Source organism: Amycolatopsis sp. Poz14, assembly GCF_006704225.1.
In the GTDB taxonomy this organism is placed as follows: domain Bacteria; phylum Actinomycetota; class Actinomycetes; order Mycobacteriales; family Pseudonocardiaceae; genus Amycolatopsis; species Amycolatopsis nivea.
Window position 1 is genome coordinate 3,673,310 of record NZ_JACLHD010000001.1, and the last position, 22,666, is coordinate 3,695,975.

The 22,666-nt window shown below is 69.2% G+C and carries 22 protein-coding genes; 10 read left to right on the forward strand and 12 right to left on the reverse strand.

From position 1 onward, the window contains the following. Positions 1-60 precede the first annotated feature (60 nt). Positions 61-900 (forward strand): helix-turn-helix transcriptional regulator, encoded by an 840-nt coding sequence (locus FKO37_RS17670; RefSeq protein WP_238605121.1) that lies wholly within the window; start codon positions 61-63, stop codon positions 898-900. Here FKO37_RS17670 and FKO37_RS17675 read toward each other — a convergent pair. Next, complete coding sequence (locus FKO37_RS17675; RefSeq protein WP_037813896.1) at positions 897-1,274, reverse strand: helix-turn-helix domain-containing protein; 378 nt, start codon at positions 1,272-1,274, stop codon at positions 897-899. The genes FKO37_RS17670 and FKO37_RS17675 overlap by 4 nt on opposite strands. An 89-nt stretch (positions 1,275-1,363) precedes the next feature. On the opposite strand from FKO37_RS17675, the gene FKO37_RS17680 reads away from it, so the two are divergent. Next, positions 1,364-2,206, forward strand: coding sequence for an NAD(P)H-binding protein (locus tag FKO37_RS17680; protein ID WP_037813894.1), 843 nt, complete (start codon positions 1,364-1,366; stop codon positions 2,204-2,206). Here the strand turns inward: FKO37_RS17680 and FKO37_RS17685 are convergent, their stop codons facing one another. The 5 genes from FKO37_RS17685 to FKO37_RS17705 form a co-directional block, all read right to left on the reverse strand. After that, entirely contained in the window at positions 2,207-2,755 is a 549-nt protein-coding gene (locus FKO37_RS17685; RefSeq protein WP_037813891.1) for a phosphoribosyltransferase family protein, read from the reverse strand. Between the two features lie 40 nt (positions 2,756-2,795). Beyond that, positions 2,796-3,665 (reverse strand): SAM-dependent methyltransferase, encoded by an 870-nt coding sequence (locus tag FKO37_RS17690; RefSeq protein WP_134729660.1) that lies wholly within the window; start codon positions 3,663-3,665, stop codon positions 2,796-2,798. 32 nt (positions 3,666-3,697) lie between these two features. Further along, complete coding sequence (locus FKO37_RS17695) at positions 3,698-4,576, reverse strand: helix-turn-helix transcriptional regulator (RefSeq protein WP_238605123.1); 879 nt, start codon at positions 4,574-4,576, stop codon at positions 3,698-3,700. Positions 4,577-4,716: 140 nt separating this feature from the next. Next, positions 4,717-4,983, reverse strand: coding sequence for a DUF397 domain-containing protein (locus tag FKO37_RS46920; protein WP_043828224.1), 267 nt, complete (start codon positions 4,981-4,983; stop codon positions 4,717-4,719). Between the two features lie 720 nt (positions 4,984-5,703). Then, positions 5,704-5,991, reverse strand: a complete 288-nt coding sequence (locus FKO37_RS17705) for a hypothetical protein (protein WP_238605125.1) — start codon at positions 5,989-5,991, stop codon at positions 5,704-5,706. Between the two features lie 534 nt (positions 5,992-6,525). Here FKO37_RS17705 and FKO37_RS17710 point away from each other — a divergent pair. From FKO37_RS17710 to FKO37_RS17725, 4 genes are all read left to right on the forward strand, one after another. Continuing rightward, positions 6,526-7,152, forward strand: a complete 627-nt coding sequence (locus FKO37_RS17710) for a maleylpyruvate isomerase family mycothiol-dependent enzyme (protein WP_167754165.1) — start codon at positions 6,526-6,528, stop codon at positions 7,150-7,152. Between the two features lie 555 nt (positions 7,153-7,707). Then, positions 7,708-7,938 carry a zinc finger protein gene (locus FKO37_RS17715; protein ID WP_134729662.1) on the forward strand — a complete coding sequence of 77 codons (231 nt, stop codon included), beginning with the start codon at positions 7,708-7,710 and terminating at the stop codon, positions 7,936-7,938. A 268-nt stretch (positions 7,939-8,206) separates the two neighbouring features. Next, positions 8,207-8,680 carry a hypothetical protein gene (locus FKO37_RS17720; protein ID WP_134729668.1) on the forward strand — a complete coding sequence of 158 codons (474 nt, stop codon included), beginning with the start codon at positions 8,207-8,209 and terminating at the stop codon, positions 8,678-8,680. Positions 8,681-9,026: 346 nt separating this feature from the next. Then, positions 9,027-9,512, forward strand: coding sequence for a DUF2127 domain-containing protein (locus FKO37_RS17725; RefSeq protein WP_238605127.1), 486 nt, complete (start codon positions 9,027-9,029; stop codon positions 9,510-9,512). Here the strand turns inward: FKO37_RS17725 and FKO37_RS17730 are convergent. From FKO37_RS17730 to FKO37_RS17755, 6 genes are all read right to left on the reverse strand, one after another. Next, a complete protein-coding gene (locus tag FKO37_RS17730; RefSeq protein WP_037813877.1) occupies positions 9,509-10,210 on the reverse strand; it encodes a PP2C family serine/threonine-protein phosphatase in 702 nt (233 codons plus the stop codon). The genes FKO37_RS17725 and FKO37_RS17730 overlap by 4 nt on opposite strands. An 88-nt stretch (positions 10,211-10,298) precedes the next feature. Next, entirely contained in the window at positions 10,299-12,137 is a 1,839-nt protein-coding gene (locus FKO37_RS17735) for a glycosyltransferase family 39 protein (protein WP_238605129.1), read from the reverse strand. Beyond that, entirely contained in the window at positions 12,134-13,399 is a 1,266-nt protein-coding gene (locus tag FKO37_RS17740; RefSeq protein ID WP_037813871.1) for a bifunctional glycosyltransferase family 2/GtrA family protein, read from the reverse strand. The genes FKO37_RS17735 and FKO37_RS17740 overlap by 4 nt, the downstream gene beginning before the upstream one ends. Positions 13,400-13,502: 103 nt before the next feature. After that, on the reverse strand, positions 13,503-15,317 hold the full coding sequence (locus tag FKO37_RS17745; RefSeq protein WP_037813869.1) for a glycosyltransferase family 39 protein: 1,815 nt from the start codon (positions 15,315-15,317) through the stop codon (positions 13,503-13,505). A gap of 39 nt (positions 15,318-15,356) precedes the next feature. Then, positions 15,357-16,874: a cell wall metabolism sensor histidine kinase WalK gene (locus FKO37_RS17750; RefSeq protein WP_238605131.1), complete on the reverse strand. Its 1,518-nt coding sequence runs from the start codon at positions 16,872-16,874 to the stop codon at positions 15,357-15,359. 421 nt (positions 16,875-17,295) lie between these two features. Beyond that, positions 17,296-18,144 carry a fructosamine kinase family protein gene (locus FKO37_RS17755; RefSeq protein ID WP_374204338.1) on the reverse strand — a complete coding sequence of 283 codons (849 nt, stop codon included), beginning with the start codon at positions 18,142-18,144 and terminating at the stop codon, positions 17,296-17,298. Positions 18,145-18,307: 163 nt separating this feature from the next. Between FKO37_RS17755 and tig the strand changes: the two genes are divergently transcribed. The 4 genes from tig (at position 18,308) to clpX (ending at position 22,639) form a co-directional block, all read left to right on the forward strand. After that, positions 18,308-19,690, forward strand: coding sequence for a trigger factor (gene tig, locus FKO37_RS17760; protein ID WP_037813864.1), 1,383 nt, complete (start codon positions 18,308-18,310; stop codon positions 19,688-19,690). A 143-nt stretch (positions 19,691-19,833) separates the two neighbouring features. Further along, positions 19,834-20,439 carry a ClpP family protease gene (locus FKO37_RS17765; protein ID WP_037813861.1) on the forward strand — a complete coding sequence of 202 codons (606 nt, stop codon included), beginning with the start codon at positions 19,834-19,836 and terminating at the stop codon, positions 20,437-20,439. Between the two features lie 28 nt (positions 20,440-20,467). Then, positions 20,468-21,121 carry an ATP-dependent Clp protease proteolytic subunit gene (locus tag FKO37_RS17770; protein ID WP_009081146.1) on the forward strand — a complete coding sequence of 218 codons (654 nt, stop codon included), beginning with the start codon at positions 20,468-20,470 and terminating at the stop codon, positions 21,119-21,121. Between the two features lie 222 nt (positions 21,122-21,343). Then, positions 21,344-22,639: an ATP-dependent Clp protease ATP-binding subunit ClpX gene (gene clpX, locus FKO37_RS17775; protein ID WP_037813853.1), complete on the forward strand. Its 1,296-nt coding sequence runs from the start codon at positions 21,344-21,346 to the stop codon at positions 22,637-22,639. Positions 22,640-22,666 lie beyond the last annotated feature (27 nt).

The following is a 22,666-nucleotide window of genomic DNA, read 5'->3' on the forward strand; positions in this document are numbered from 1 at the left end:
CGCATATCGGGGGATCGGCGGTCCCTGGCTGAGGCGCCGGACCGAGCCGATACTGGACCCATGGATCGAGCTGAGCTGGCTGCCTTCCTCCGCAGCCGTCGCGAGGGATTGCGGCCCGAGGACGTCGGGCTGCCCGCGGGCGCGCGGCGGCGGGCGGCGGGACTGCGGCGGGAGGAGGTCGCGGCGCTGGCGGCGATGTCCACCGACTACTACACGCGGCTGGAGCAGCAACGTGGACCGCAGCCGAGCGAGCAGATGCTGGCCTCGCTGGCGAGGGCGTTGCGGCTCACCGACGACGAGCGCGACTACCTGTTCCACCTCGCGGGCCGCAACGCACCATCGCCGATCGTCGCGGCCACGCACGTCGCGCCCGCGCTGATGCGGGTCCTCGACCGGCTGTCGGACACGCCCGCGCTCATCCTGTCGAACCTCGGCGAAGTGCTGGTGCAGAACCGGTTCGCGGAGGCGTTGTACGGGGACCGCTCGCAGTACACGGGTCTGGCGCGCAGCGAGATCTACCGGTGGTTCACCGACCCGGACGAGCGGCTCGTCTATCCGGCGCACGACCGGGACCGGCAAAGCCGCGCGCTGGTGGCGAACCTGCGGGTCGTGCACGGGTCGATGGGGCCGCGCTCGCGAGCGGGCGAACTGGTGCGCGCGTTGACCCGCGAGAGCCCGGAGTTCGCGCGAATCTGGGAAGAACACCAAGTGGCGAAACGGTTCGAGGACCACAAGGTGCTCGTGCATCCGCAGCTCGGCGAGATCGAGGTGGACTGCCAGGTGCTGTTCACCGAGGACCAGTCGCAGGCGTTGCTCGTGCTGACCGCGCCGCCGCGCAGCGAGGCGTTCGAGAAGATCCAGCTGCTCGGCGTGCTGGGGAACGAGCAGTTCGCCGGTTAACGCGGAAGCGGGCCGGTGTAGGCGTCGCGGGCCTTCTCGACGGCGGGCAGATGCTCGTCGGTCCATTCGGCGAGCGCGGCGAAAACCGGCGACAGGCTCCGGCCGAGTTCGGTGATCTCGTACTCGACGCGCGGCGGCACCTCGGCGTAGTAGTGCCGCTCCACCAAGCCGTCGCGCTCGAGCTGCCGAAGCCGTTGCGTGAGGACCTTCCCGGTCGCGCCGAGCCGCCGTTCCAGTTCGCCGAACCGCACCGGACCGGATTGGCTGAGCGTCCACAGGATCGGGGTCGTCCACCGGCTGAACAGCAGGTCGACGGCAGGGCTGATCCGGCACGCGGCGAGCGGATCGGCCCCGGTCTGCGCGGTGGTGGTCATGCGGCTCCAATACTTTCCCTGGGGAACCTACTGTACGGCGGCTTTTAGCCTCGCTGTGTCGCTTTCGACCCCTAGCTGAGGAGCAAGTCATGATCGTCGTCACCGGCGCCACGGGCAACGTCGGCCGCCTGCTGGTCGAGTCCCTGACCGAAGCCGGGCACGCCGTGACCGCCGTTTCCCGCGGCGTGACGTCCCCGCCGCCGTCGCGGCCCGGCGTGACCCCGATGGTCGCGGACCTGGCGGACGCCGGCAGCCTGGCCCCTGCGCTGAAGGGCGCGGACGCGCTGTTTCTGCTGGTCTCCGGCGCGGGCGCGCACGTCGACGGGGAAGCTGTCCTGCGGGCGGCGGCCGACGCTGGCGTCTCGCGGGTCGTCCTGCAGTCGTCGCAGGCCGCGGGAACCCGGCCGGAAGCGGTTTCGCACGCGCCGCTCGCCGCGTTGGAAGAGGCGGTGCGGTCTTCCGGTCTGGAGTGGACAGTCCTTCGCCCCGGCGGGTTCACCACCAACACTTTCGCGTGGATCCCGACGATTCGGGCCCAGCGCAAGGTTTTCTCGCCGTTCGGCGACGTCGCGCTCCCAGCCGTGGACCCGCTCGACATCGCCGAAGTCGCCGCGGCCGCGCTGACCGGAGGCGGTCATGCCGGACAGACTTATGTCCTTACTGGACCGGAGGCGACGAGCCCGCGACAGCGCGCGGAGATCCTCGGCGCGGCCCTCGGCGAGCCGCTGGAATTCGTCGAACTTGACCGTGCGCAGGCACGCGAGCAGATGGTGCAGCAGATGCCGGAACCGGTCGCCGACGGCACGCTCGACATCCTGGGCCAGCCGCTTCCGGAGGAGCTCCGCAGTAGCCCCGATGTCGAGAAGGTGCTCGGCCGTCCGGCGACCTCGTTCGCTTCCTGGGCGAGCCGCAGCGTCGACGCGTTCCGGTGATCAGAAGTCGCGCGAGTGCAGGAGGGAGCGCACGCGGAGTTGCCGGCGGGGCTCGTGGCGACGCAGCCCGTCGACGACCACGGCGACGCCGATCCACGTCGCCCCGGCGTCGGCGACCAGGGCTTGTGCGGCGAAGGCTTGGCCGCCGGTGTCGATCCAGTCGTCCACGAACAGCGCACGGTCGCCCGCTTGGAGCAGACTGCGGCGGAAGCCGAGCCGCAGGTGCCGGTCCTGGTAATCCGGCGGCGAGGTGCGCTGGAACCACCGGTCGGAATCGCAGGTCGGGTACCGGTTCTTGCGCACCTCGACGAAGCCCGCGCCGAATTCCACCGCGACCAGCGGACCGAGCAGGCACCCGCGGGATTCGGGGCCCAGCACGACATTCGGCTGCTCGTCGGCGAACAGCGCGGCGAGCGCCGGACCCAGTTCGCGCAGCAGTCCGGGCGCACGCCACCACCCCGTCGGGTCGGGGAAGCGGTGGCGGTCCGGCCCGTCCCCGAGCAAGACGGTGGCTTCGCGGATCCGGTCCGCCACAGTGCTCGTGCGCATGCGTCGATGGTCGCAGCGGCGTCCGCCCGAAGCGAGCGAATTACGGCTTGCGCGCCGCTCCGGCCAGGATCACCGAATGCGCCGGCGTCTCGAACTCCACCTGCGGCGCGCCCTCGCCGGACTCCTCCGGATGCCACGACGGCGTCCAGGTGAGCCCCGGTTCGAGCATCTCGAACGACCCGAACAGCGCCTGGATCTCCTCGCGCGAACGCCAGATCACCGGGCTGCTCGACCGGTCGTACAGCTGCTTCAGCTCGACCAGCCCGGCGTCCACGTCGGGGGGAACGCCCTGGTCGGTGATGTGCGAGATGCCGAGGAACGAGCCGGGGGCGAGCAGATCGCGGTACCGCGCGACGATGGACGGCCCGAGGTCCTCGGTGCCGCCGCTGTCCTCGGCGGGCGGCTGCTGGACGTGCAGCACCGCGATCAGCAGCAGCGCGAGCGGTTTCTCGACGTCGATCACGCCGGTCGCCGCGATCTGCTCCCACAGCCGTTCCGGGTCGCGCATGTCGGCGTGGATCACCGCGTGCCGGTCGAGGTCGCCCGACTCGCGGAGCAGGGTTTCCGAATGCGCGACCGCGACCGGTTCATAGTCGACGTAGCAGACGTGGCTCTCGCCCGGCGCGAGTTCGTCGGCGACCTGGTGCGCGTGGCCCATGGTCGGCACGCCGGAGCCGATGTCGACGAACTGCCGCACGCCCTTTTTGACGAGGTGGCGCACGAGCCGGTGCAGGAACAGCCGGTTGGCCTTCGCGATGGGGCGGATCAGCGGGAACTCGCGGATCACCTCGTCGGCGAAGTCCCGGTCGATCGTCCAGTTCGTGGTGCCGCCGAGGTAGTAGTCGTACACCCGCGCGACGCTCGGGTGGTCGAGGTCGACCCCGGGAGGCGGGAAGGGTTCGTCGGCCACCGGTGGCTGTTCCTTTCGTTCGGGACTGCGGGTCAGCGGACGGGCGTCGCGCAGCGGCTCGCCCATTCCTTCAGGTACTGCAGGGACCTCTCGCGCGACAGGGTGGCGGCGAGCTGCGCTTCCCACGACTCCTCGTAGGAGGCGAACTCGTCCTGCCCCTGCGGCACGGTGATGAGCTTGACTTTGCTTTCCTGGTAAGCGAAATCGGGCAGGTCGGGATGGCCGAAGCGGAGGATGGTGAAGTCCTCGTCCGGGTAGGCGGCCGCGTCGCGCGGGAGGATCCGGACCTCGGCGAAGGGATGCGTCTCGACGATCCGGATCATGTGCTCGAGCTGATCGGTGGCGATGCTGGCCCTGGTGCCGTAGACGAGTTTCTCGATGCAGCTGTACTCCAGCATGAAGACCGCCCGCGGAGCAGGGCAGGCGTCGAAAAGCCGTTGCCGCGCCTTGCGTTCGGCGACCCGGTCGGTGACCCGCTCCTGGCGGCTGGCCTGGAACTGGGCGAGCATGTAATACTCCGATTGGAGCAGTCCCGGGATGCGATTCCCGGTCCAGCTGAGGATTTCCGCCGCCGCCTGCTCGCGTTCGAGGATCTCGCGGAACCACTGCGGCGTGATCATCCTCCGCTCGGCGCGGCGCGCGGACGGATCGTTGGCCTGGTTGAGCTCCCGCAGCTGATCGGCCTCGGCGGGCGGGACGGCCAGCACCTCGATGATCCGCTCGAGGTCGTCGGGCCGGGTGCCCGCCTTGCCGGACTCGATCTTCTGGATCTTGGGCTGCTTGCAGCCGATCCCGTCGGCGAGGTCGACCTGGGTCAGCCCGCGAGCGGTGCGCCACTTGAGGATCCGGGACCCCAGCCGGGAACGCTGGGTCCGCAGAGACGGCGGCGGCTGCCGGATCGGGGTGGTCACCAGGGGCTCCGTCATTTCGTCCAGGGGCCGATGTGAGAACCTCCGATGATAATGCGCCGACCCGGCGGGCAATACTCCGGGTCGGCGCCTTTTTCGCAAGGTTCCCGGCGTTTTCGGCAGAGCTGCGTTGTCGTGCCTGGTCAGCCGTCGAATTCCCCGCGTCGCACGGCCTCGACGAACCGCGCCCACTCGCCCCGGTCGAAGACCAGGACGGGAGAGTCGCCGATCTTGCTGTCCCGCACCCCGACCAGCCCGTGCTCGGCCAGGTTCACTTCGACGCAGTTGCCGGAATTAGGCCCGCAAGCAGCGGGTTTCCGCCAGGCGTGGTCCGGGAAGCGCGCCGCCGGCCCAGCTGCCGGGGCGTGGGTCGGGTGCTGCTCGTGCTCGTGCGGGTCGTAGGCGTCCACTGCAACCCCTCGTTTTCTCGTTTTCGATGAGTGAATGGAATATTCCGCGAAGTACGGAATGTGTTCGGAATATTCCTGAGGGTAGTGGCCCGGTGGATCAATGGCGCGCTGTGCGGCGGGGATTTCACCTGAATGGACACTTCTCGTGCATTGGGTGGTGCTTTCGCACGTGCAATTTCGGGTTGGTGTTGTGGATTTCGTTGTTGAGGTGGGGTTGGGGTGCTTTTTTCGTGGTTTTTTGCGGGGTGGAGGGGGTTGGGTGTCTGCGGTTGATGACAGGTTGGGGGCGGTTGAGGGGCTGAGCTGTTCGGCGGAGTCCTGTTTGCGCCACTTCGCACGGTTGCCTTGGGGCGGCCTGCTGGACCGGACTCGTGGGTCGGACTCTGCGGCCCGGGCGTGCGGGAGCCGAAGGCCGAAGAGGCAATGTTGGCCGCTCAGTGTCGAGGGATCGGCCCAAGCCAGGCGGGCGATCGAGAGCGTGGGGCGGGCAACCGTCGAGCCAGGCGAAGCCGCGCCGAGCGGGCGTGCCCGTGCGAGCCGAACTCGCGTAATCCCGAAGCGGCAGCGATCTCGGCTGCCAAGCCGTCACCCGTCGCCAGCACCCGGCGCGGCCCTGGAACGGCAACCTCGTCTCCCGGTGCCCGGCCCTGCCCGACCGGGCACCGGGAGCGCAGAACGCGGGCGGCCCTGAGCCGCCGCCGGCGTCCGCTTCGAGGGTGGTCAGGTGCCCCGGTTCGCGGTGTGCCGCTTGTGCAGCACGGCGCCGGCGACGTGGACGAGGGCAACCACGCTCGCGGTAGCCAGACCGGCCAGGACGCCAGCAGTCGCGAAGACGATCGCGGTCGCCCCGGCGAGCAGCACCAGCAGGAGCGCGATCAGCTGCCACGGCTGAGTCCCGCCGTCCCGCTGCGCGGCCAGTTCGACCGCCGTCCGCGCGGTCTTCCACGACGGGTAGGCCGGTCTCGTAGTCGGCCGCGGCGACGGTACGACCGGGGCTGGCTGGGGCATGCCCGGTTCGTGAAACGTCACGGTCACCCGGCCGGGGCGTTGACTCACGGCGACGGCATACGGTCTGTCGCCGCGGATGTCCGGTTTTTCTGTCCGACGGCATGCCTGGCCTGCATTTTCCGCGCCAGGAACGGTCATTGTGCTTCCTTTCTTCTCCGCCGGAAAAGTGCCGGAACACAGTTCCCAGCCCGCCCCCGAGGGGAACTGGTTCCGGCGGCCGCGGCGGGCGTCCCGGGTATGGAATATTCCACCCTTTTAACCCCTCCTGCCTGCGGTGATGACATCTTTGCATGCCCGTCGCCGATCGCGCTAACCCGGGGCGGGAAATTCTTCGCCGAAGCCGCCGTTCGTGGTGTTTGCGGAACGGGTTTTCGCGATCTGCCGGACTATTCCAGGTGTTATCTGTCCGCACATATTCGACCCGATCGGATGAATGTGGCCCGAGGTCCACTTTGGGGTTCGCCACCTTGATCAACCCGGCGAACGCGACGGGTGCGCTGCTACGGTGAGTGTCCGTCGCAGATGGGGGAGGGCATGGACGTACGGACCCTGGCTCGCGAGGAACGCGCCGACTTCGCGGACTTCCTCGAGACGCTCACGCCAGAGCAATGGGACCAGCCGACACTGTGCGCGGGCTGGAACGTTCGCTCGGTCGTCGCGCACGTCGTGAGCTACGACGAACTGAGCGGACGCCAGCTGGCGCAGCGGCTCGCCCGCGCGAGGCTGTCGCTGAGCCGAGCCAACGAAATCGGCCTCGCCGAATACCGGGTGCGCGCGCCGGAGGAGTTGATCGGCGTCATGCGTCGACACCCGCAGCCGGGACGGCTCCTGGGAAAATTTGGCGGGATGATCGGGTTTCTCGACGGTTTGATCCATCAACAGGACATCCGCCGCCCGCTCGGGCAGCCGAGGACGATCCCGGCGGCGCGGTTGCGCCGGGCGCTGGACCTGTCGCTGCGCGCTCCGCCGATCGGGGTGTCGCGGCGGCTGACCGGTCTGCGCGCAGTCGCGACGGATTTGGACTGGACCTCCGGGACGGGCATCGAAGTCCGCGGCCCGGCGGAGGCTTTGCTGCTCGCGCTGGCAGGCCGTCGCGCGGCGGCGGACGATCTGAGCGGCCCGGGTCTCGACGTGCTGATCAGCCGCACCACCGTGGCTTGATCCGGCTGGGGTATCGACGCTGCATGACCACGCGGCCGCTTTCGGCGTGCCGATCAGACTTCGCTGCTGTGACGTCTTGCGCTACGGCCCTGGCCCAGACGCGGCTCCCGGGGTCCTGATCGACCCCCATCGTGTCGTGATCGTGCCCGCATCCTGGCAATTCGCGCCACGGTCGTGTGACAACCCGCGCGCGGGGGTTGCGTATGCGCTTGGCGACAGCAGTCATAGCGGCGACCGCACTCCGGAAAGCGAGGTGATGCCCGCGCGGACGCTCGCCGCCTTCCCCCTCGCGGCGCCCGTGACTGCTGCCGCGCCTCGCATCGCTGAAGCAGCACGGGCGCCGTAACGCTCGCGGCGGCGTCCGCTCTCCCCGGGGGTGTCACCATCTGGTGACACCTAACCCGGCGGTAACCCGCGCTCGCTCCCCGGCGTGCGCGGAAAGCCCTTGTGGCTAAGGGGAAATCCCGGTCCCGATGATCACCCGGAACGGGGGCTTGCGTTACGCGGCGGCGACATCGGAAATGGGACTCCAAGCACCACAAGGGGAGGAGTCCGGTGTTCAGATGGCAGCAGGCGGAAGGAAAACGGCACGCACTGGACGGGCCGTTCGCGCCGCGACCCGGGGAAACGTTCACCGCATTGTGCGGAGCCGAAGTCACGGTCGCCCGCAGCGACGTGCCACAGCTCGGCGGCCACTGGTTCGATCCGACGTGCCCTGACTGCGCGGAGGAATGGCTCCGCCAGGAGGGACAGGCCCGCGCGAGTGAAGAACGGTGCCTGGTGTGAACAGGTCGATGCCGGTCTTGCGCGTGCGGTTCACGGCGGGGCCGGATTTGGCGGGAGAAGAAGCTGCCCTGGAGCGCTGGACACGGACCTCGCGGTTGGTGCCGCCACGGCCCGAGGCGGTGGCGCCACAGCTGGCATCGGCGGCGGGGCTGGCAACGCGTTGGGGAATGGCACCGGCATGTGGGTTGCCTGCCGCGGCAGCAGCACCGCGAGGGGCATCCAACCGAGTGGGAGCACGAGGCGGCCTGGCATTCGCTGGGGACAGCGCATGACCGGCCACTGGAGCAGACTGCCCGAGCAGCGCACGTCAGCAGTAGGGCTCACCGGCCCCGAGTTGGTTACCTGGATCCGGGACCTCCAAGCCACCCTGGCGTTGGATCTCGGGTTCCTGACCCGTGCGCTCGACGAACGATATCCGCGACCGGACGCGGTGCGGGATCTCGGCGAGCGCCTTCTCGACCTCGGGCGGGCCCTGATCCGGCGGGCCGATCACCTCAACGAGATCGTCCTGGCGAGCCTGCCCGCGCACGGCTGGCTGCCGCAGGCGGGTGCGCCGGAGAACGCGGCTCGGCTGGCGCATCAGGTCGGGCGGCGTCCGTTGCGGTGCGGGCCGGTGTATCTCGGGTTGTGCGGGGCCGCGTGTTATCCGGTGTTCGGGCAGGATCCGCACGATCACACGAAACGGTATACGCGCTGCGCGGACTGCCAGAGCAAGGGCGGTGCGGCCATGCTTCGCGAGTGAAGGGGGCGCAACCGCAGCGGAACTGGTGAGCCACGGCGGGCGCGAGCCGGAACAGCCCGGCCCGCGGCGGAAGCAGGGCGCGGACCGGAACACCCCAGCCAGGGGGCCAAAGGAGGGCGCGAGCCGGAGCAACCCGGCCTGCGGCGGCCGCAGGGCGCGAGCCGGAGCAACCCGGTCCGCGGCCGAAGCAGGGGCACGAGCCGGAACGACCCGGCCACCGGAGGAAGCAGGGCGCGAACCGGAACACCCCGGCCAGCGGTCAAAGCAGGGCCCACAAACCGGATCACCCGCGCGAAACCAGGCCGTCAACCCAGCATGTCCCGGGGTTTTCCGGTTTCCTGTACCGATGAGCGAGGAGACCTCCACCCGTTCCACCGAGCGGCTGTTCAAGATCGCGATCACGCTGAAGGGCCTCGACGGGGGCCTTCAGCTGATCGGGGCGCTGATCCTGGCGTTCATCCCCGCGACGGTCGTCACGGGGTTCGCCAACGCGGTCATCACCCGCGATCTGCTGGGCGACCCCTCCGGCACGCTGGCACGGCATCTGGAAACCGCTGCCGAGCATTTCGCCGGAGGGGGGACCAAGACGTTCGCCGTCATCTACCTGCTGGCGCACGGGTTGCTCAAGCTCGCCCTCGTGTGGGCGCTTGCGCGCAAGTGGGTCCGCGCCTATCCGGTCGCGATGCTCGTGCTCGCGGCGTTCGTCGTGTACGAGATCTACCGCGCCTTCGAAACGCACTCCATCGCGCTGCCGTTCTTCGCGGCGCTCGACGCGGTGATCATCGTGCTCGTCTACCGCGAGTACCGGGCCCTCAAGCGCGAGCGCGCTTAGGCGGCGGTGTGCAGCCTCTCCGTGACCAGCGCGGCCACGTCGGGGGCTTCCACGAACAGCGCCGTCGCGTTGTCTCGGCCGCCCAGGGCGATGGCGGTGGCGACCAGCGCTGAGGCGCCGCGGGCCGGGTCGGCGAGGATTTCGTCGATCGTGGCTGGCGTGAGGACCTTGTGCACGCCGTCGCTGGTGAGCAGGAGGCCGCCGCTCGGGGTTTCCGTCGTGCCGATCTCCTCGGGCTTCGTCGTGCGGACGCTCGTGGTGACCAGGTGCTCCATCCGCGGCGAGTACGGCTGGTGCCGCGAGCGGAAGTACTCCGCCATCGTGTGGTCCCGCGTCAGCTTGTGGATCATCGACCCGTCCCACGCATACGCTCGCGCGTCGCCGACCCACGCGATCCGGTATCCGCCGGCGAACGGCATCGCCACCACGAGGACTGCGTCGCCAGTGCCGCCCAGCCGGTGAACTGCTTGCTGGGCCGCCAAAACCGCCTTGACCGGACCGGCTTCGACGGGAGTCCGTGCGGCGGCCGCGGCGGCGACCTGGGCGGCTCGCCCGGCGCCGGGGTCGTCCCCGACGCCGTCGGCGAGTGCGAAGGTGATTCCGCGCGCCCCAGCGGCCGCGTAGGCGCTCACCGCGTCGGCATTGCGCTCGCGCGGGCCCTGCTCGCTCGCGGTGTGCCAGCGTGGGTATGCGGCCATCGTGACCTCCCGGACGTTCGCGGCGGATGACTCTCCGTGCCTTCCAGAATGCGCCTCGTTCCTGGGAGGAGGCTGAGGATTTCCCGACTTACCGGGTGAGCTGGTAGACAGTTTCGCCACCGACCGTGGTCGCGGTGAAGTTCGCGGCCACCCACTCGGAGATGTCGTTCGACCCGCCGCCGGGACCGCCGCCCCGGCCGCCGTCCACGTAGTACGCCACTTCGCCCGCCGCGACGTACTGCTTGAACTGCTCCAGCGTCGGGGCCGGATCGCTGCCGTCCCAGCCGCCGATGCCCATCACCGACTTGCCGCTCGCCAGCTCCAGGCTCGCCGCCGACTGCGATCCGGTCGTCGCGGCGGCCCACTTCGTCGTCGTGCCGCCCAGCAGCTGGCCGACGGAACCGTTGGCCTCGTCCATCCCGCCGCCGAAACCGCCGCCCATTCCGCTGCTCCGAGGACCCGAAGTCGGGATAGAACCGCTGTGCGGCAAGGAAACCGTCTCCGCGGCGTACCCAGCGGTGCCGACCCCGAGCGTCAGGACGATCGCCGCCGCGAGGCCGATCAAGACGGTCCGCGTCCGCGGCACCCCGACCACCACAATGGTGCTCACGAGCAACCCCAGCACCACGATCACCCAGCGCAGCGCGGGCACCCAGTCCGGCGTCCGGTCGAGCAGGATGAAGTCCCACACCGCGGTCGCCGCGATCATCCCGCCCAGCACCGTCCGCGGCGCGGGGTGCGCCCGGCCGCGCCACAGCGCGTGCCCGGAAATCGCGACCAGCGCGGCGATCGCAGGAGCGAGCTGCACCGCGTAGTACGGGTGCACGGTGCCGCTCATGAAGCTGAACACCAGCCCGGTCACCAGCAGCCACCCGCCCCAGACCAGCAGCGACGCCCGGGTCCGGTCGGTGCGCGCGGCCCGCCGGGTGAACCACAGCCCGGCCGCCAGGCCGATCAGCGCGGCCGGCAGCAGCCACGAGACCTCCGTGCCGAAGCTCGCGCCGAACATCCGCCCGAGACCGGAGCTGCCGCCGAACGCGGTGTTCCCGCCGCCCTGGCCGCCGCCCATCCCGCCCATGCCGCCGCCGTTGCCCTGCCCGCCGAAGATCCGGCCGAGCCCGTTGTATCCGAGCGCCAGCTCCCGCAGGCTGTTCCCGGTCGACCCGCCGATGTACGGCCGCGAAGCCGAAGGCCAGAGCTCCACCAGCGCCACGAACCAGCCCGCCGACACGATTACCGCGATCCCGGCGTAAACCAAGTGCAGCAACCGTTTCCCGAGCCCGGTCGGCGCGGCGATCAGATAAGCCAGCGCGAACGCGGGCAGCACGAGGAACGCCTGCATCATCTTCGTCAGGAACCCGAAACCGATTGCCACGCCAGCGAAAACGAGCCACCGAGGGCTGGCCTTCTCGACCGCTCGCACCGTGCAGTACGCACCGGCGATCAGCAGCAGCGTGAGCAGCGCGTCCGGGTTGTTGAAGCGGAACATCAGCGCGGCGACCGGCGTCAGCGCGAGCATCGCCCCGGCCAGCAATCCCGGCAGCGGCCCGGAAACCCGGCGGACAGTCAGGTACAGCAACCCGACCGACCCGACGCCCATCAGCGCTTGCGGAGCGAGCACCGTGAAACTCGAGAACCCGAAGATGCGCGCGAAAGCCGTTCCCACCCACAACGCGGCAGGCGGTTTGTCGACAGTGATCACGTTCCCGGCGTCCAATGAGCCGAACAGCCACGCCTTCATGCTCTGCGTGCCCGATTGCACGGCCGCGGCGTAGAACGAGTTGCCGAACCCGGAAGCGGTCAGATCCCAGAAGTACAGGACGGCGGTGAGCGCCAGAAGGCCGAACACCGACGGACGGACCCAGCGAAGCTTCGCGCGGTCCGGCGCGTCCGGGACGGCAGGCCGGGCGGACAGGACAGTGCTCAAGACGACTCCTCGGTAGCGGTACGGCGCGGATTGAAGACCCAGCCCCGCAGCAGCAGGAAACGCAGCACCGTGGCGGCGAGGTTCGCCAGCACGAGCACGGTCGTCTCCAGGACGAGCCCGGGATGGGTGGTGTGGTTGAGCAGGGCGAGGGAACCGCTGGTCAGCGCCAGTCCGAGGCCGAACACGATGAGCCCCTCGAACTGGTGCCGCCCGGCTCCGGCCCGGCCGCGGACGCCGAACGTCACCCGCCGGTTCACCGCGGTGTTCGCGATCGCGGTGACGAGCAGCGCGGTGAAGTTGGCCGCCTGCGCGCCGACCATGGTCCGCAGCAGCAGGAAAAGCAGCAGGTACGCGACGGTGCTGGCGACGCCGACCGCGGCGAACCGCACGAGTTGTTTGACCAGGCTCGGGGACACTCCGGGGGCCTCCACGCCGATCGGTTCGCGGCCGAGCTGTTCGCGCAGCCGGTGCACGGGGATCTCGCCGGTGAGGGTCGCGCGGGTGACCCTGGCGATGCCTTTGAGGTCTGCGGTGGCGGTCGCGATGAGGTCGACCGACGAGTCCGGGTCGTCGACCCAGTCCACCGGCACCTCGTGGATCCGCAGCCCGGCGCGCTGGGCGAGCACGAGCAGTTCGGTGTCGAAGAACCAGCCGGTGTCGCGGACGTGGGGGAGCAGCGCACGGGCGACGTCGGCGCGGATCGCCTTGAACCCGCATTGTGCGTCGGAGAATCTCGCCGCGAGCGTGCCGCGGAGGATCAGGTTGTAGCAGCGGGAGATGAACTCTCGCTTCGGCCCGCGGACCACCCGGGCGCCGCGGGCGAGGCGGCTGCCGATCGCGACGTCCGAATGTCCGGACAGCAACGGGGCGACGAGCGGGTCCAGCGCGGCGAGGTCGGTGGACAGGTCCACGTCCATGTAGGCCAGCACGGCGGCGTCCGAGGCGGACCACACGGCTTGCAGTGCGCGGCCGCGGCCCTTCTCGTCGAGGTGGTGCACTTCGACTTCAGGGAACTCGCGGGCCAGTTCTTCGGCTACGGCAAGGGTTTTGTCGGTGCTCGCGTTGTCCGCGACGGTGATCCGGTACGGATAGCCGGCGCGTTCGGCGAGGTGCGCCCGCAGTCTGCGGATGCACGGTTCGAGGTCGGCTTCCTCGTTGTAGACCGGGATGACGACGTCGAGCACGGGATGCGGGCCGCCGAGGCCGACCGGAGTCGTCCCGGGCCGCGGGGCGCCGCTGCGGGAGGGGGCGGTGGCGTTCATGAGTTCACCGTCGTCCGCCGGGCTTTGGCCACGTTGTGGTGTTCCTGTGCCTGCGCTGTGCGACGTACGCCCGCTCGGGTGATCTTGGCCGCACGGCACGGAATCAGGCAGTCAGGTCATAGACGGTGACACCGTCCACTGTGGTCATTCGGTAGTTCTCGGCCACCCACTGGACGATCCGGGCGGCCGCGTCGCTTCCGCTGCCGGACCCGCGCATCGTCATGCCGTCGCCGAGGAAGTAGCGGATCTGTCCTTGCCGGACGTACTGCTCGAACTGCGCGAGCGTCGGATACGGGTCGGTGCCGTTGAAACCACCCACCGCGAGCACAGGTTCGCCGCTGCCGAGCTGGTATCCGGCGGCGTTGTTGGACCCGACGGTCGCCGCGGCCCACCGGTGGTCGCCGGATTGCCGCAGCAGTGCTGTCAGATTCGCGCCGGGCAGGGTGGTGCCGAGCAATCCGCCGCCTCCGCCGAACATTTGCCGGGTATTCGGTCCGGCGGACGGAATCGCGCCGCTGTGCGGAGTCGCCGCGGTGGCGAGGCTGTACGCGCCGGTTCCGGTGAGCAACACGACCAGGCCCAGCACCGCGGCGATCCGCCCGAAGTGCTGAACGAAAAACAGGGCGATAGCCGCCAAAAGCCCGAGAACGAGCACGGTCGGGGCAAGCCACGGTTGCCAAGAGCCGTCCAACAGCAGGTAACTCGTTACCGTCGTCAGCGCGACACCGCCGCTCAAAAGCCCGACCGCGGCCGGATTGCCGCGGATCCGCCACAACTGGACGGCGGCGGTCCCGACGAGCGCGGCGATCGCCGGGGCGAGCGCGACGGTGTAGTAGGGGTGGATGATCCCGCCCATGAAGCTGAACACCGCGGCGGTCACGATCAGCCAACCGCCCCAGAGCACCAGCGAAGCGCGACTGCGGTCGGTGCGCGGCGCGTAGCGGGTGAACCAGAGACCAGCGCCGAGCCCGAGCACCGCGGCGGGCAGCAGCCACGCGATACCGCCCGCCATCTCGCTGCCGAACAACCGGAACAGGCCGGTGCTGCCCCAACCGCCGCCCGGACTTCCGCCGACGCTTCCGGTCTCGTCGCCGGTGATGCGGCCGAAACCGTTGTAGCCCAAGGTGAGTTCAAACAGGCTGTTGTTCTGCGACCCGCCGATGTACGGCCGGTCCGCGGCCGGCCACAACGCCACGACGGCGAGATACCAGCCTGCCGAAACCACGACCGCACCCAGTCCAGCGAGCAGATGCAGCAGACGCTTGCCGAGGGCGATCGGTGTGGCGACGAGGTACGCGAGGGCGAAGGCGGGCAGGACGAGGAAAGCTTGCAGCATCTTGGCGAGGAAGCCGAATCCGATTGCCACGCCAGCGAAAACGAGCCATCGAGGGCTGGCTTTCTCGATTGCCCGCACCGTGAAGTAAGCAGCGGTGATCAGCAACAGAACCAGCAACGCGTCTGGGTTGTTGAAGCGGAAAATCAGCGCCGCAGCCGGGGTAAGAGTGAGTACCGCGCCAGCGAGCAATCCCGCAGCCGCGCCGGAGGTGCGCCGCACAGTCGCGTATAGTAGCCACGTGGAGCCGACACCCATTAACGCTTGCGGCACCAGGATGCTCCACGCGTTCACGCCGAATAGCCGCGCGGACAGGCTCATCACCCAGAGCGCGGCTGGCGTCTTGTCCACAGTGATGCCGTTGGCCGCGTCGGTGGAGCCGAAGAACAATGCCTTCCAACTCTGGGATCCGGCTTGCGCGGCAGCGGAGTAGAACGCGTTGGCCCAGCCGGAAGCGCTGAGATCCCACAGATACAGCGCGGCCGTGGCGACGAGCAGCAGCACGAGGGCCGGGCGCACCCATCTCGGTTCGGAGCGCTGTACCGGCGCGGCGGGAACGGCGGAATGGGTCGCGACTGCGGTCATGCGGCCAGCCTCGCGGGACGACCTGGGGCCGCGATGTGCCTACCCTGTGTGCCCGCTGTGGGACTTGCGGTCATCCACGGGCGATGTGCGCTGAGCCGGAACCGCGATCGGCAGCCGCACGGCGAATTCCGTCTGGCCGGGGCGGCTCCGCATCGCGATGGTGCCGTGGTGCGCGGTCAGCACTGCGGACGCGATCGCCAGGCCCAGCCCGGTCGAACCGGCTGCCCGCGACCGTGACGAATCCCCGCGGGCGAAGCGTTCGAACACCGCCGGCTGCAACTCCGGCGGGATGCCCGGGCCGTTGTCGGTCACGGTCACTATGGCGCTGCCGTCCGCGGATCTCGTGAGAGCGGTGTCGACAGTGGTGCCGGGCGGCGTGTGGACGCGGGCGTTCGCGAGCAGGTTCGCCAAAACCTGGTGCAGCCGTTGGACATCGCCAAGGACGAGGATCGGTTCGTCCGGCATCGCAAGCTGCCAGACGTGGTGCGGACCGGCCACGTGCGCGTCGCCGACCGCGTCCGCGACCAAGCGGGTCAGGTCGACTTCGGCGACGTCCAGCGGGCGGCCCGCGTCCAGGCGGGCGAGCAGGAGGAGGTCTTCGACGAGCGCCGTCATGCGGTCGGCTTCGGACTCGATCCGGGTCATCGAATGCGCGACGTCCGGCGGGGCGTGGCTGCCGGACCGCCCGGCGAGTTCGGCGTACCCGCGGATCGCGGCGAGCGGCGTGCGCAGTTCGTGACTGGCGTCGGCGACGAACCGGCGGACGCGCAGTTCGCTGGCGTGCCGGGCTTCGAGGGCGGAGGAGATGTGGCCGAGCATGTGGTTCAGCGCCGCGCCGACCTGGCCGACTTCGGTGCGGGGGTCGGTGTCTTCGGCGGGGACTCGGACGGACAGGTCGACGTCGCCTCGGTCGAGGGGGAGTTCGGAGACTCGGGAGGCGGTTTCCGCGACGCGCTCCAGCGGGCGGAGGGTTCGGCGGACTGCGAAGGCGCCTAGGAAAGCTGCGCCGGTCACTCCGGCGGCGGCTACGCCGAAGAGGATCAGGCCGACGGTCAGGAGGGTTTGTTGCATCGCGGCCAGGGGGACGCCGGTGATGACTACGCCGTCAGGGACTGGGAAGGCGGTGAGGCGGTAGTCGCCCAGGGAGCCGATGGTGCGGGTGTAGGGGCGGCCGTTGGTGGGGAGGTCTTGCAGGGCTGTTAGTTCGTCTGGGGTGAGGGTCAGGCGTTGGCCGTGGGGGGAGAGCCAGCCGCCGGTGCCGTTGGTGCCGTCTGGGGAGAAGTGGGCGGTGACCGTGCCTGCGCCTTGGCCGGGGGCGTCGAGGGGGTTGCGTTCGCTGGCGGGCGGGCCGGGGTGGGTGGCGAAATCCAGGGCTCGGGCGGTGGCTGCGGAGAGCTGGGTGTCGGTTTGGGTCATGAGGAAGGCGCGGAGAGCGAATTCGCTGATCACGCCGATGGTCAGGCAGACGAGGGAGAGGAGGATTACTACGGAGACGGTCAGTTTTGTGCGCAGGGATTGCCGGGCCGGGCGGGCGGCGAACCTTGCGCGGGGGGTCATGGCTTGAGGGTGCGGTTCGTCGGTGTGGGGGCGATGTGTGCTCGCTGTGAGTGGGCTGTGGGGGCGGCTCGTCGCCTGGCGGCGACATTGGCCCGATCTTGGTTGCGTGGGGCACCCCGAAGCTTGATTGTGCTGACGGTTCGGGGGTGCTTGTCAAGGCGGGAAAGATGCCTTGACAAGCACCCCCGAACCGCAGGGAGGCTTCGTATCGGGGTGCGGGGGAGGGCTGGGTGCCTCGCTCGTTGGGTGCACCGGTGCGGTTTGGGTTGGGGCGGGGCTAGCGCCCCAATGCCACATTGGGTGCATGGGACGCACCCAATGTGGCGTTCGGTGCATCTGACGCACCCAATGCCGCATTGGGGCGGCATCCCGGTGGCTGGCGGCGGGCGGAGCGGTCCTCACGGACGGCGAAGTCAGCAGGTCAGCCCAGAGAGCGGGCGGCGGCGGTTGCTTGGTTGGCGTACGAGCGTCCGAACAGGACTGTGTGCACCAGGAGTGGGAAGAGTTGGTGCAGGGCGATTCGTTCTCGGTATCCGTCGGCCAGTGGTGCGAACTCGTTGTAGGCGGCCACGATTCGCTCTAACTGTGGGCAGCCGAACAGGTGCAGCATCGCTAGATCGGTCTCCCGGTGGCCGCCGTGTGCGGCTGGGTCGATTAGTACTGCTCCGTGTGCGTCCCAGAGGACATTGCCGCTCCATAGGTCCCCGTGCAGGCGGGACGGGGGTTCTGGTGGGCCAGCTACTGCCGGGATTCGGGTGCAGGCTCGTTCGAAGACGTTCGTATCAAGGATCTCGGCGGCCATTCGGACGTACGGGAGGATTCGGTATTCCGCGTACCATTCCGGCCACGAATCGCCTGGTGAGTTGCGCATCGGCGCGGTGCCGATCCAGGCGTCGGTCAAGCCGTCTGGGGGCGGGGCGCCGAAGGCTGGGGCTCCGGCTGCGTGCAGGCGCGCGAGGTTGCGGCCGAACTCCTCCGCGTGTGACGGCGTGCTCTCCGCCACTCGGTCCAGCACCAGCCACGTGTCGTCCGCGCCATGAACCCGGGGGATCCGGACCGCGTCCGCTTCGGCGAGCCAGCGGAGTCCGGCTGCTTCGGCTCGGGTCGCGCCGGGGGCGTGGCCGCGTTTCACTACCGCTTCGACGCGGTGGGCGCCGTCGGTCAGGGTGATCTCACTGAGGGTGCCTGAGGCGTCGTGTGAGTCCGTGTTCAAACCGGTGAGCCGCGCCGCCGCTGCGGCCGGACCTTCGTTCTGCTGACCGGAAACCACGTCCCGACGCTACGGGCGCGGATCGGAGCGCGCTGAGCGGCAGGTGACCCGCGGCCGGTCTTGTCAACCCTCTGGCCTAGACTCGGATATCCCGGTCAGCAGGTGACCGGGGCGGTCCCGAGGGACTGTCCGCCCCCATCGTTTACCGCTCGAGGAGAAGACCTTGAAGAGCACCGTCGAGCAGCTCAGCCCGACGCGAGTGAAGATCAATGTCGAGGTGCCGTTCGACGAGCTCAAGCCGAACTTCGACGCCGCGTACCGGAAGATCGCCCAGCAGGTGCGGGTCCCCGGTTTCCGTCCCGGCAAGGTCCCCGCTCGCGTCCTGGAAAGCCGGATCGGCCGCGCGCCGGTGCTCGACGAGGTCGTCAACGAGGCCATTCCGGCCAAGTACATCGAGGCCGTCCGCGCGGGCGAGGTCCGGACGCTCGGCCAGCCCGAGTTCGAGGTGACCAAGCTCGAGGACCGCGAGGTGCTGGAGTTCAGCGCCGAGGTCGACGTGCGGCCGGAGATCGAGCTGCCCGACCTCGCCGGCCTCGAGATCAGCGTCGACGACGTCGAGACCACCGACGAAGAGGTCGCCGAGCAGCTCGACGAGCTGCGCGCCCGCTTCGGCACCCTGACCGGCGTCGAGCGCCCGGCCCAGACCGGCGACTTCGTTTCGATCGACCTGTCGGCCAGCGTCGACGGCAAGGCCGTCGAAGAGGCATCCACCACCGGCCTGTCCTACGAGATCGGCTCCGGCCAGCTCGTGGACGGCATCGACGAGGCCATCGTCGGCGCGAACGCGGGCGAGACCAAGGTGTTCACCACCAAGCTGGTCGCGGGCGAGTTCGCCGGCCAGGACGCCGAGGTCACCGTCACCGTGCAGTCGGTCAAGGAGCGCGAGCTGCCCGAGGCCGACGACGAGTTCGCCCAGCTGGCGAGCGAGTTCGACACGATCGACGAGCTGCGCGAGGACCTGCGCACCCGGCTCGGCCGCGTCAAGACGATGCAGCAGGGCGTCCAGGCGCGCGACAAGGTCCTCGAGATCCTCCTCGAGCGCACCGACGTGCCGCTGCCGGAGAAGGTCGTCGAGGCCGAGATCGAGAACCGCAAGCACGACGCGATTCACCCGTTCGACCACGACGAGGCGCAGTTCGCCAAGGCCCTCGAGGCCGAGGGCCGCACCCTCGACGAGTTCAACGCCGAGGTCAAGGAGGAGTCGGAGAAGGCCGTCCGCACGCAGCTGCTGCTGGACACCATCGCCGACAAGGAGAAGACGTCGGTCAACGACGGCGAGCTCACCGAGCGGATCATCTACCAGGCGCAGCGCTTCGGCGTCAGCCCGGACGAGTACGTGCAGCGGGCCCAGCAGTCCGGCCAGCTGACCGCGATCTACGCCGACGTCCGCCGCGGCAAGGCTCTCGCCTCCGTCGTGCGCGGCACCACGGTGAAGGACGCGTCCGGGTCCGAGGTCGACCTCAGCGAGCTGTTCGGCGCGGACGAGGAAGCCCCCGCCGAGGAGACGCAGGTCACCGAAGAAGCGGCGGCGACCCCCGCGGAGTAAAGCTGTGAGCGAACTTGGGCGGTGTCAGGCATTCTGCACCGCCCAAGTTCGTTAGGGTCGGTTGCAAGATCTCAAGCATCTGAACACGACAGCGGCGGCGCGGCCCTCCGGCCGGCCCGCCGCCGGTGAAAAGGCAGGCAGACGTGAAGCAGCACATGCCCGAGGGGCGGACCGGCACCGCGGGGCTCAACCTCACCGACTCGGTGTTCGAGCGGTTGCTCCAGGAGCGCATCGTCGTTCTCGGCTCCGAGGTCAACGACGAGGTCGCCAACCGGCTCACCGCGCAGCTCCTGCTGCTCGACGCGGACGACGCCGAATCGGACATCCGGTTCTACATCAACTCGCCGGGCGGCTCGGTGACCGCCGGGTTCGCGATCTACGACACCATGCAGCTGATCCGCCCGGACGTGGCGACCTACGCGATGGGCATGGCGGCCTCGATGGGGCAGTTCCTGCTCTCCTCGGGCACCCCCGGCAAGCGCTACGCGCTCCCGCACGCGCGCATCCTGATGCACCAGCCGTCCGCGGGCGTCGGCGGCACCGCCTCCGACATCGCGATCCAGGCGGACCTGTTCAACAAGTGGAAGCAGGAGCTCGCGAAGATCACCGCCGAGCAGACCGGCCAGACCACCGAGCAGATCATCAAGGACGGCGACCGCGACCGCTGGTTCACCGCGCAGGAGGCGAAGGACTACGGCTTCGTCGACCACGTGCTGACCCGCGACAGCGGCCTGACCTCGAGCAACTGAGCCCCGAAGCACCACACAGGAGAGCATCATGAGCAACTTCCGGCTCCCGGGTGACTTCCGGGCTCCGCAGACTCCTCAGTCGCGGTACATCCTCCCGTCCTACGTCGAGCGCACCAGCTACGGCGTGAAGGAGTCCAACCCGTACAACAAGCTGTACGAGGAGCGGACGATCTTCCTCGGCGTGCAGGTGGACGACGCGTCGGCCAACGACGTGATGGCCCAGCTGCTGCACCTCGAGCACGAGGACCCGGACCGCGACATCAGCATCTACATCAACAGCCCGGGCGGGTCGTTCACGTCGCTGATGGCGATCTACGACACCATGCAGTACATCCGCCCGGACATCTCGACCGTGTGCCTCGGCCAGGCCGCCTCGGCCGCCGCGGTGCTGCTGGCGGCGGGCACGCCGGGCAAGCGCATGGCGCTGCCGAACGCGCGCGTGCTGATCCACCAGCCCGCCACCGAGGGCACCTACGGGCAGGTCTCGGACCTGGAGATCCAGGCCAACGAGATCCAGCGCGTGCGCCGCCAGATGGAGGTCATCCTGGCGAAGCACACGAACAAGGAACCGGACGAGATCAAGGCCGACATCGAGCGGGACAAGATCCTCACCGCCGAAGAGGCCAAGGCCTACGGCCTGATCGACGAGGTGCTCCCGTACCGGAAGGCCTCGGCGAACTGACCGCGACGGGCCGGTGCGCGGCGAATCCGCGACGCGCACCGGTCCGCTGGTCTACTGTCGGTCGTCGACGAGCCCGAAGGGGTCGGGTGTTCCCGACCGCGCCTTCGGACGGGTACCGTCGATGGCAATGCGTGTTGGTCCCGGGAACGCCTGGCAGTCCCGGGGCCGCCAGGAAGTAGTGCAGGTGCGCCCCGCGCACCGGAGGGGACGAGGTCAACGGCCATGGCACGGATCGGTGACGGCGGCGACCTGCTGAAGTGTTCTTTCTGCGGCAAGAGCCAGAAGCAGGTGAAGAAGCTCATTGCCGGGCCAGGGGTCTACATCTGCGATGAGTGCATCGACCTCTGCAACGAGATCATCGAAGAGGAGCTGGCCGAAGCCGGCGACGTGAAGCTCGACGAGCTGCCGAAGCCCGCCGACATCCACGAGTTCCTCGAGCAGTACATCATCGGCCAGGACGACGCGAAGAAGACGCTCGCGGTCGCGGTGTACAACCACTACAAGCGGATCCAGGCCGACGACAAGTCCGGGCCGAAGGACTCCAAGGACGAGCCGGTCGAGCTCGCCAAATCGAACATCCTGATGCTCGGCCCCACCGGCTGCGGCAAGACCTACCTCGCGCAGACGCTGGCGAAGCTGCTAAACGTGCCGTTCGCGATCGCCGACGCCACCGCGCTCACCGAGGCGGGCTACGTCGGCGAGGACGTCGAGAACATCCTGCTGAAGCTGATCCAGGCGGCCGACTACGACGTCAAGCGCGCCGAGACCGGCATCATCTACATCGACGAGGTCGACAAGATCGCCCGCAAGAGCGAGAACCCGTCGATCACCCGCGACGTGTCCGGCGAGGGCGTGCAGCAGGCGCTGCTGAAGATCCTCGAGGGCACCACCGCGTCGGTGCCGCCGCAGGGCGGGCGCAAGCACCCGCACCAGGAATTCATCCAGATCGACACCACGAACGTGCTGTTCATCGTCGCGGGCGCGTTCGCCGGGCTGGAAAAGATCATCAACGAGCGGGTAGGCAAGCGCGGCCTCGGGTTCGGCGCGGAGATCCGCACCAAGGCCGAGATCGAGGGCAGCGACGTGTTCTCCGACACCATGCCGGAGGACCTGATCAAGTTCGGGCTGATCCCGGAGTTCATCGGCCGGCTCCCGGTCGTGGCGACGGTGAACCACCTGGACAAGGAATCGCTCGTCTCGATCCTGACGCAGCCCCGCAACGCGCTGGTGAAGCAGTACAAGAAGCTCTTCGAGATGGACAACGTCGAGCTGGAGTTCACCAAGACCGCGCTCGAGGCGATCGCCGACCAGGCCGTGCTCCGCGGCACCGGCGCCCGCGGCCTGCGCGCGATCATGGAGGAAGTCCTCCAGCCGGTCATGTACGACATCCCGAGCCGCGAGGACGTGGCGAAGGTCGTGATCACCGAGCAGACCGTGCGGGAGAACGTCAACCCCACGATCGTGGCTCGCCAGCCGTCGCGCCGCACCCGCAGCGAGCGCGGCGAGAAGTCGGCCTGACCCGGCGGCCGCCGGGCGTTAGCAGGA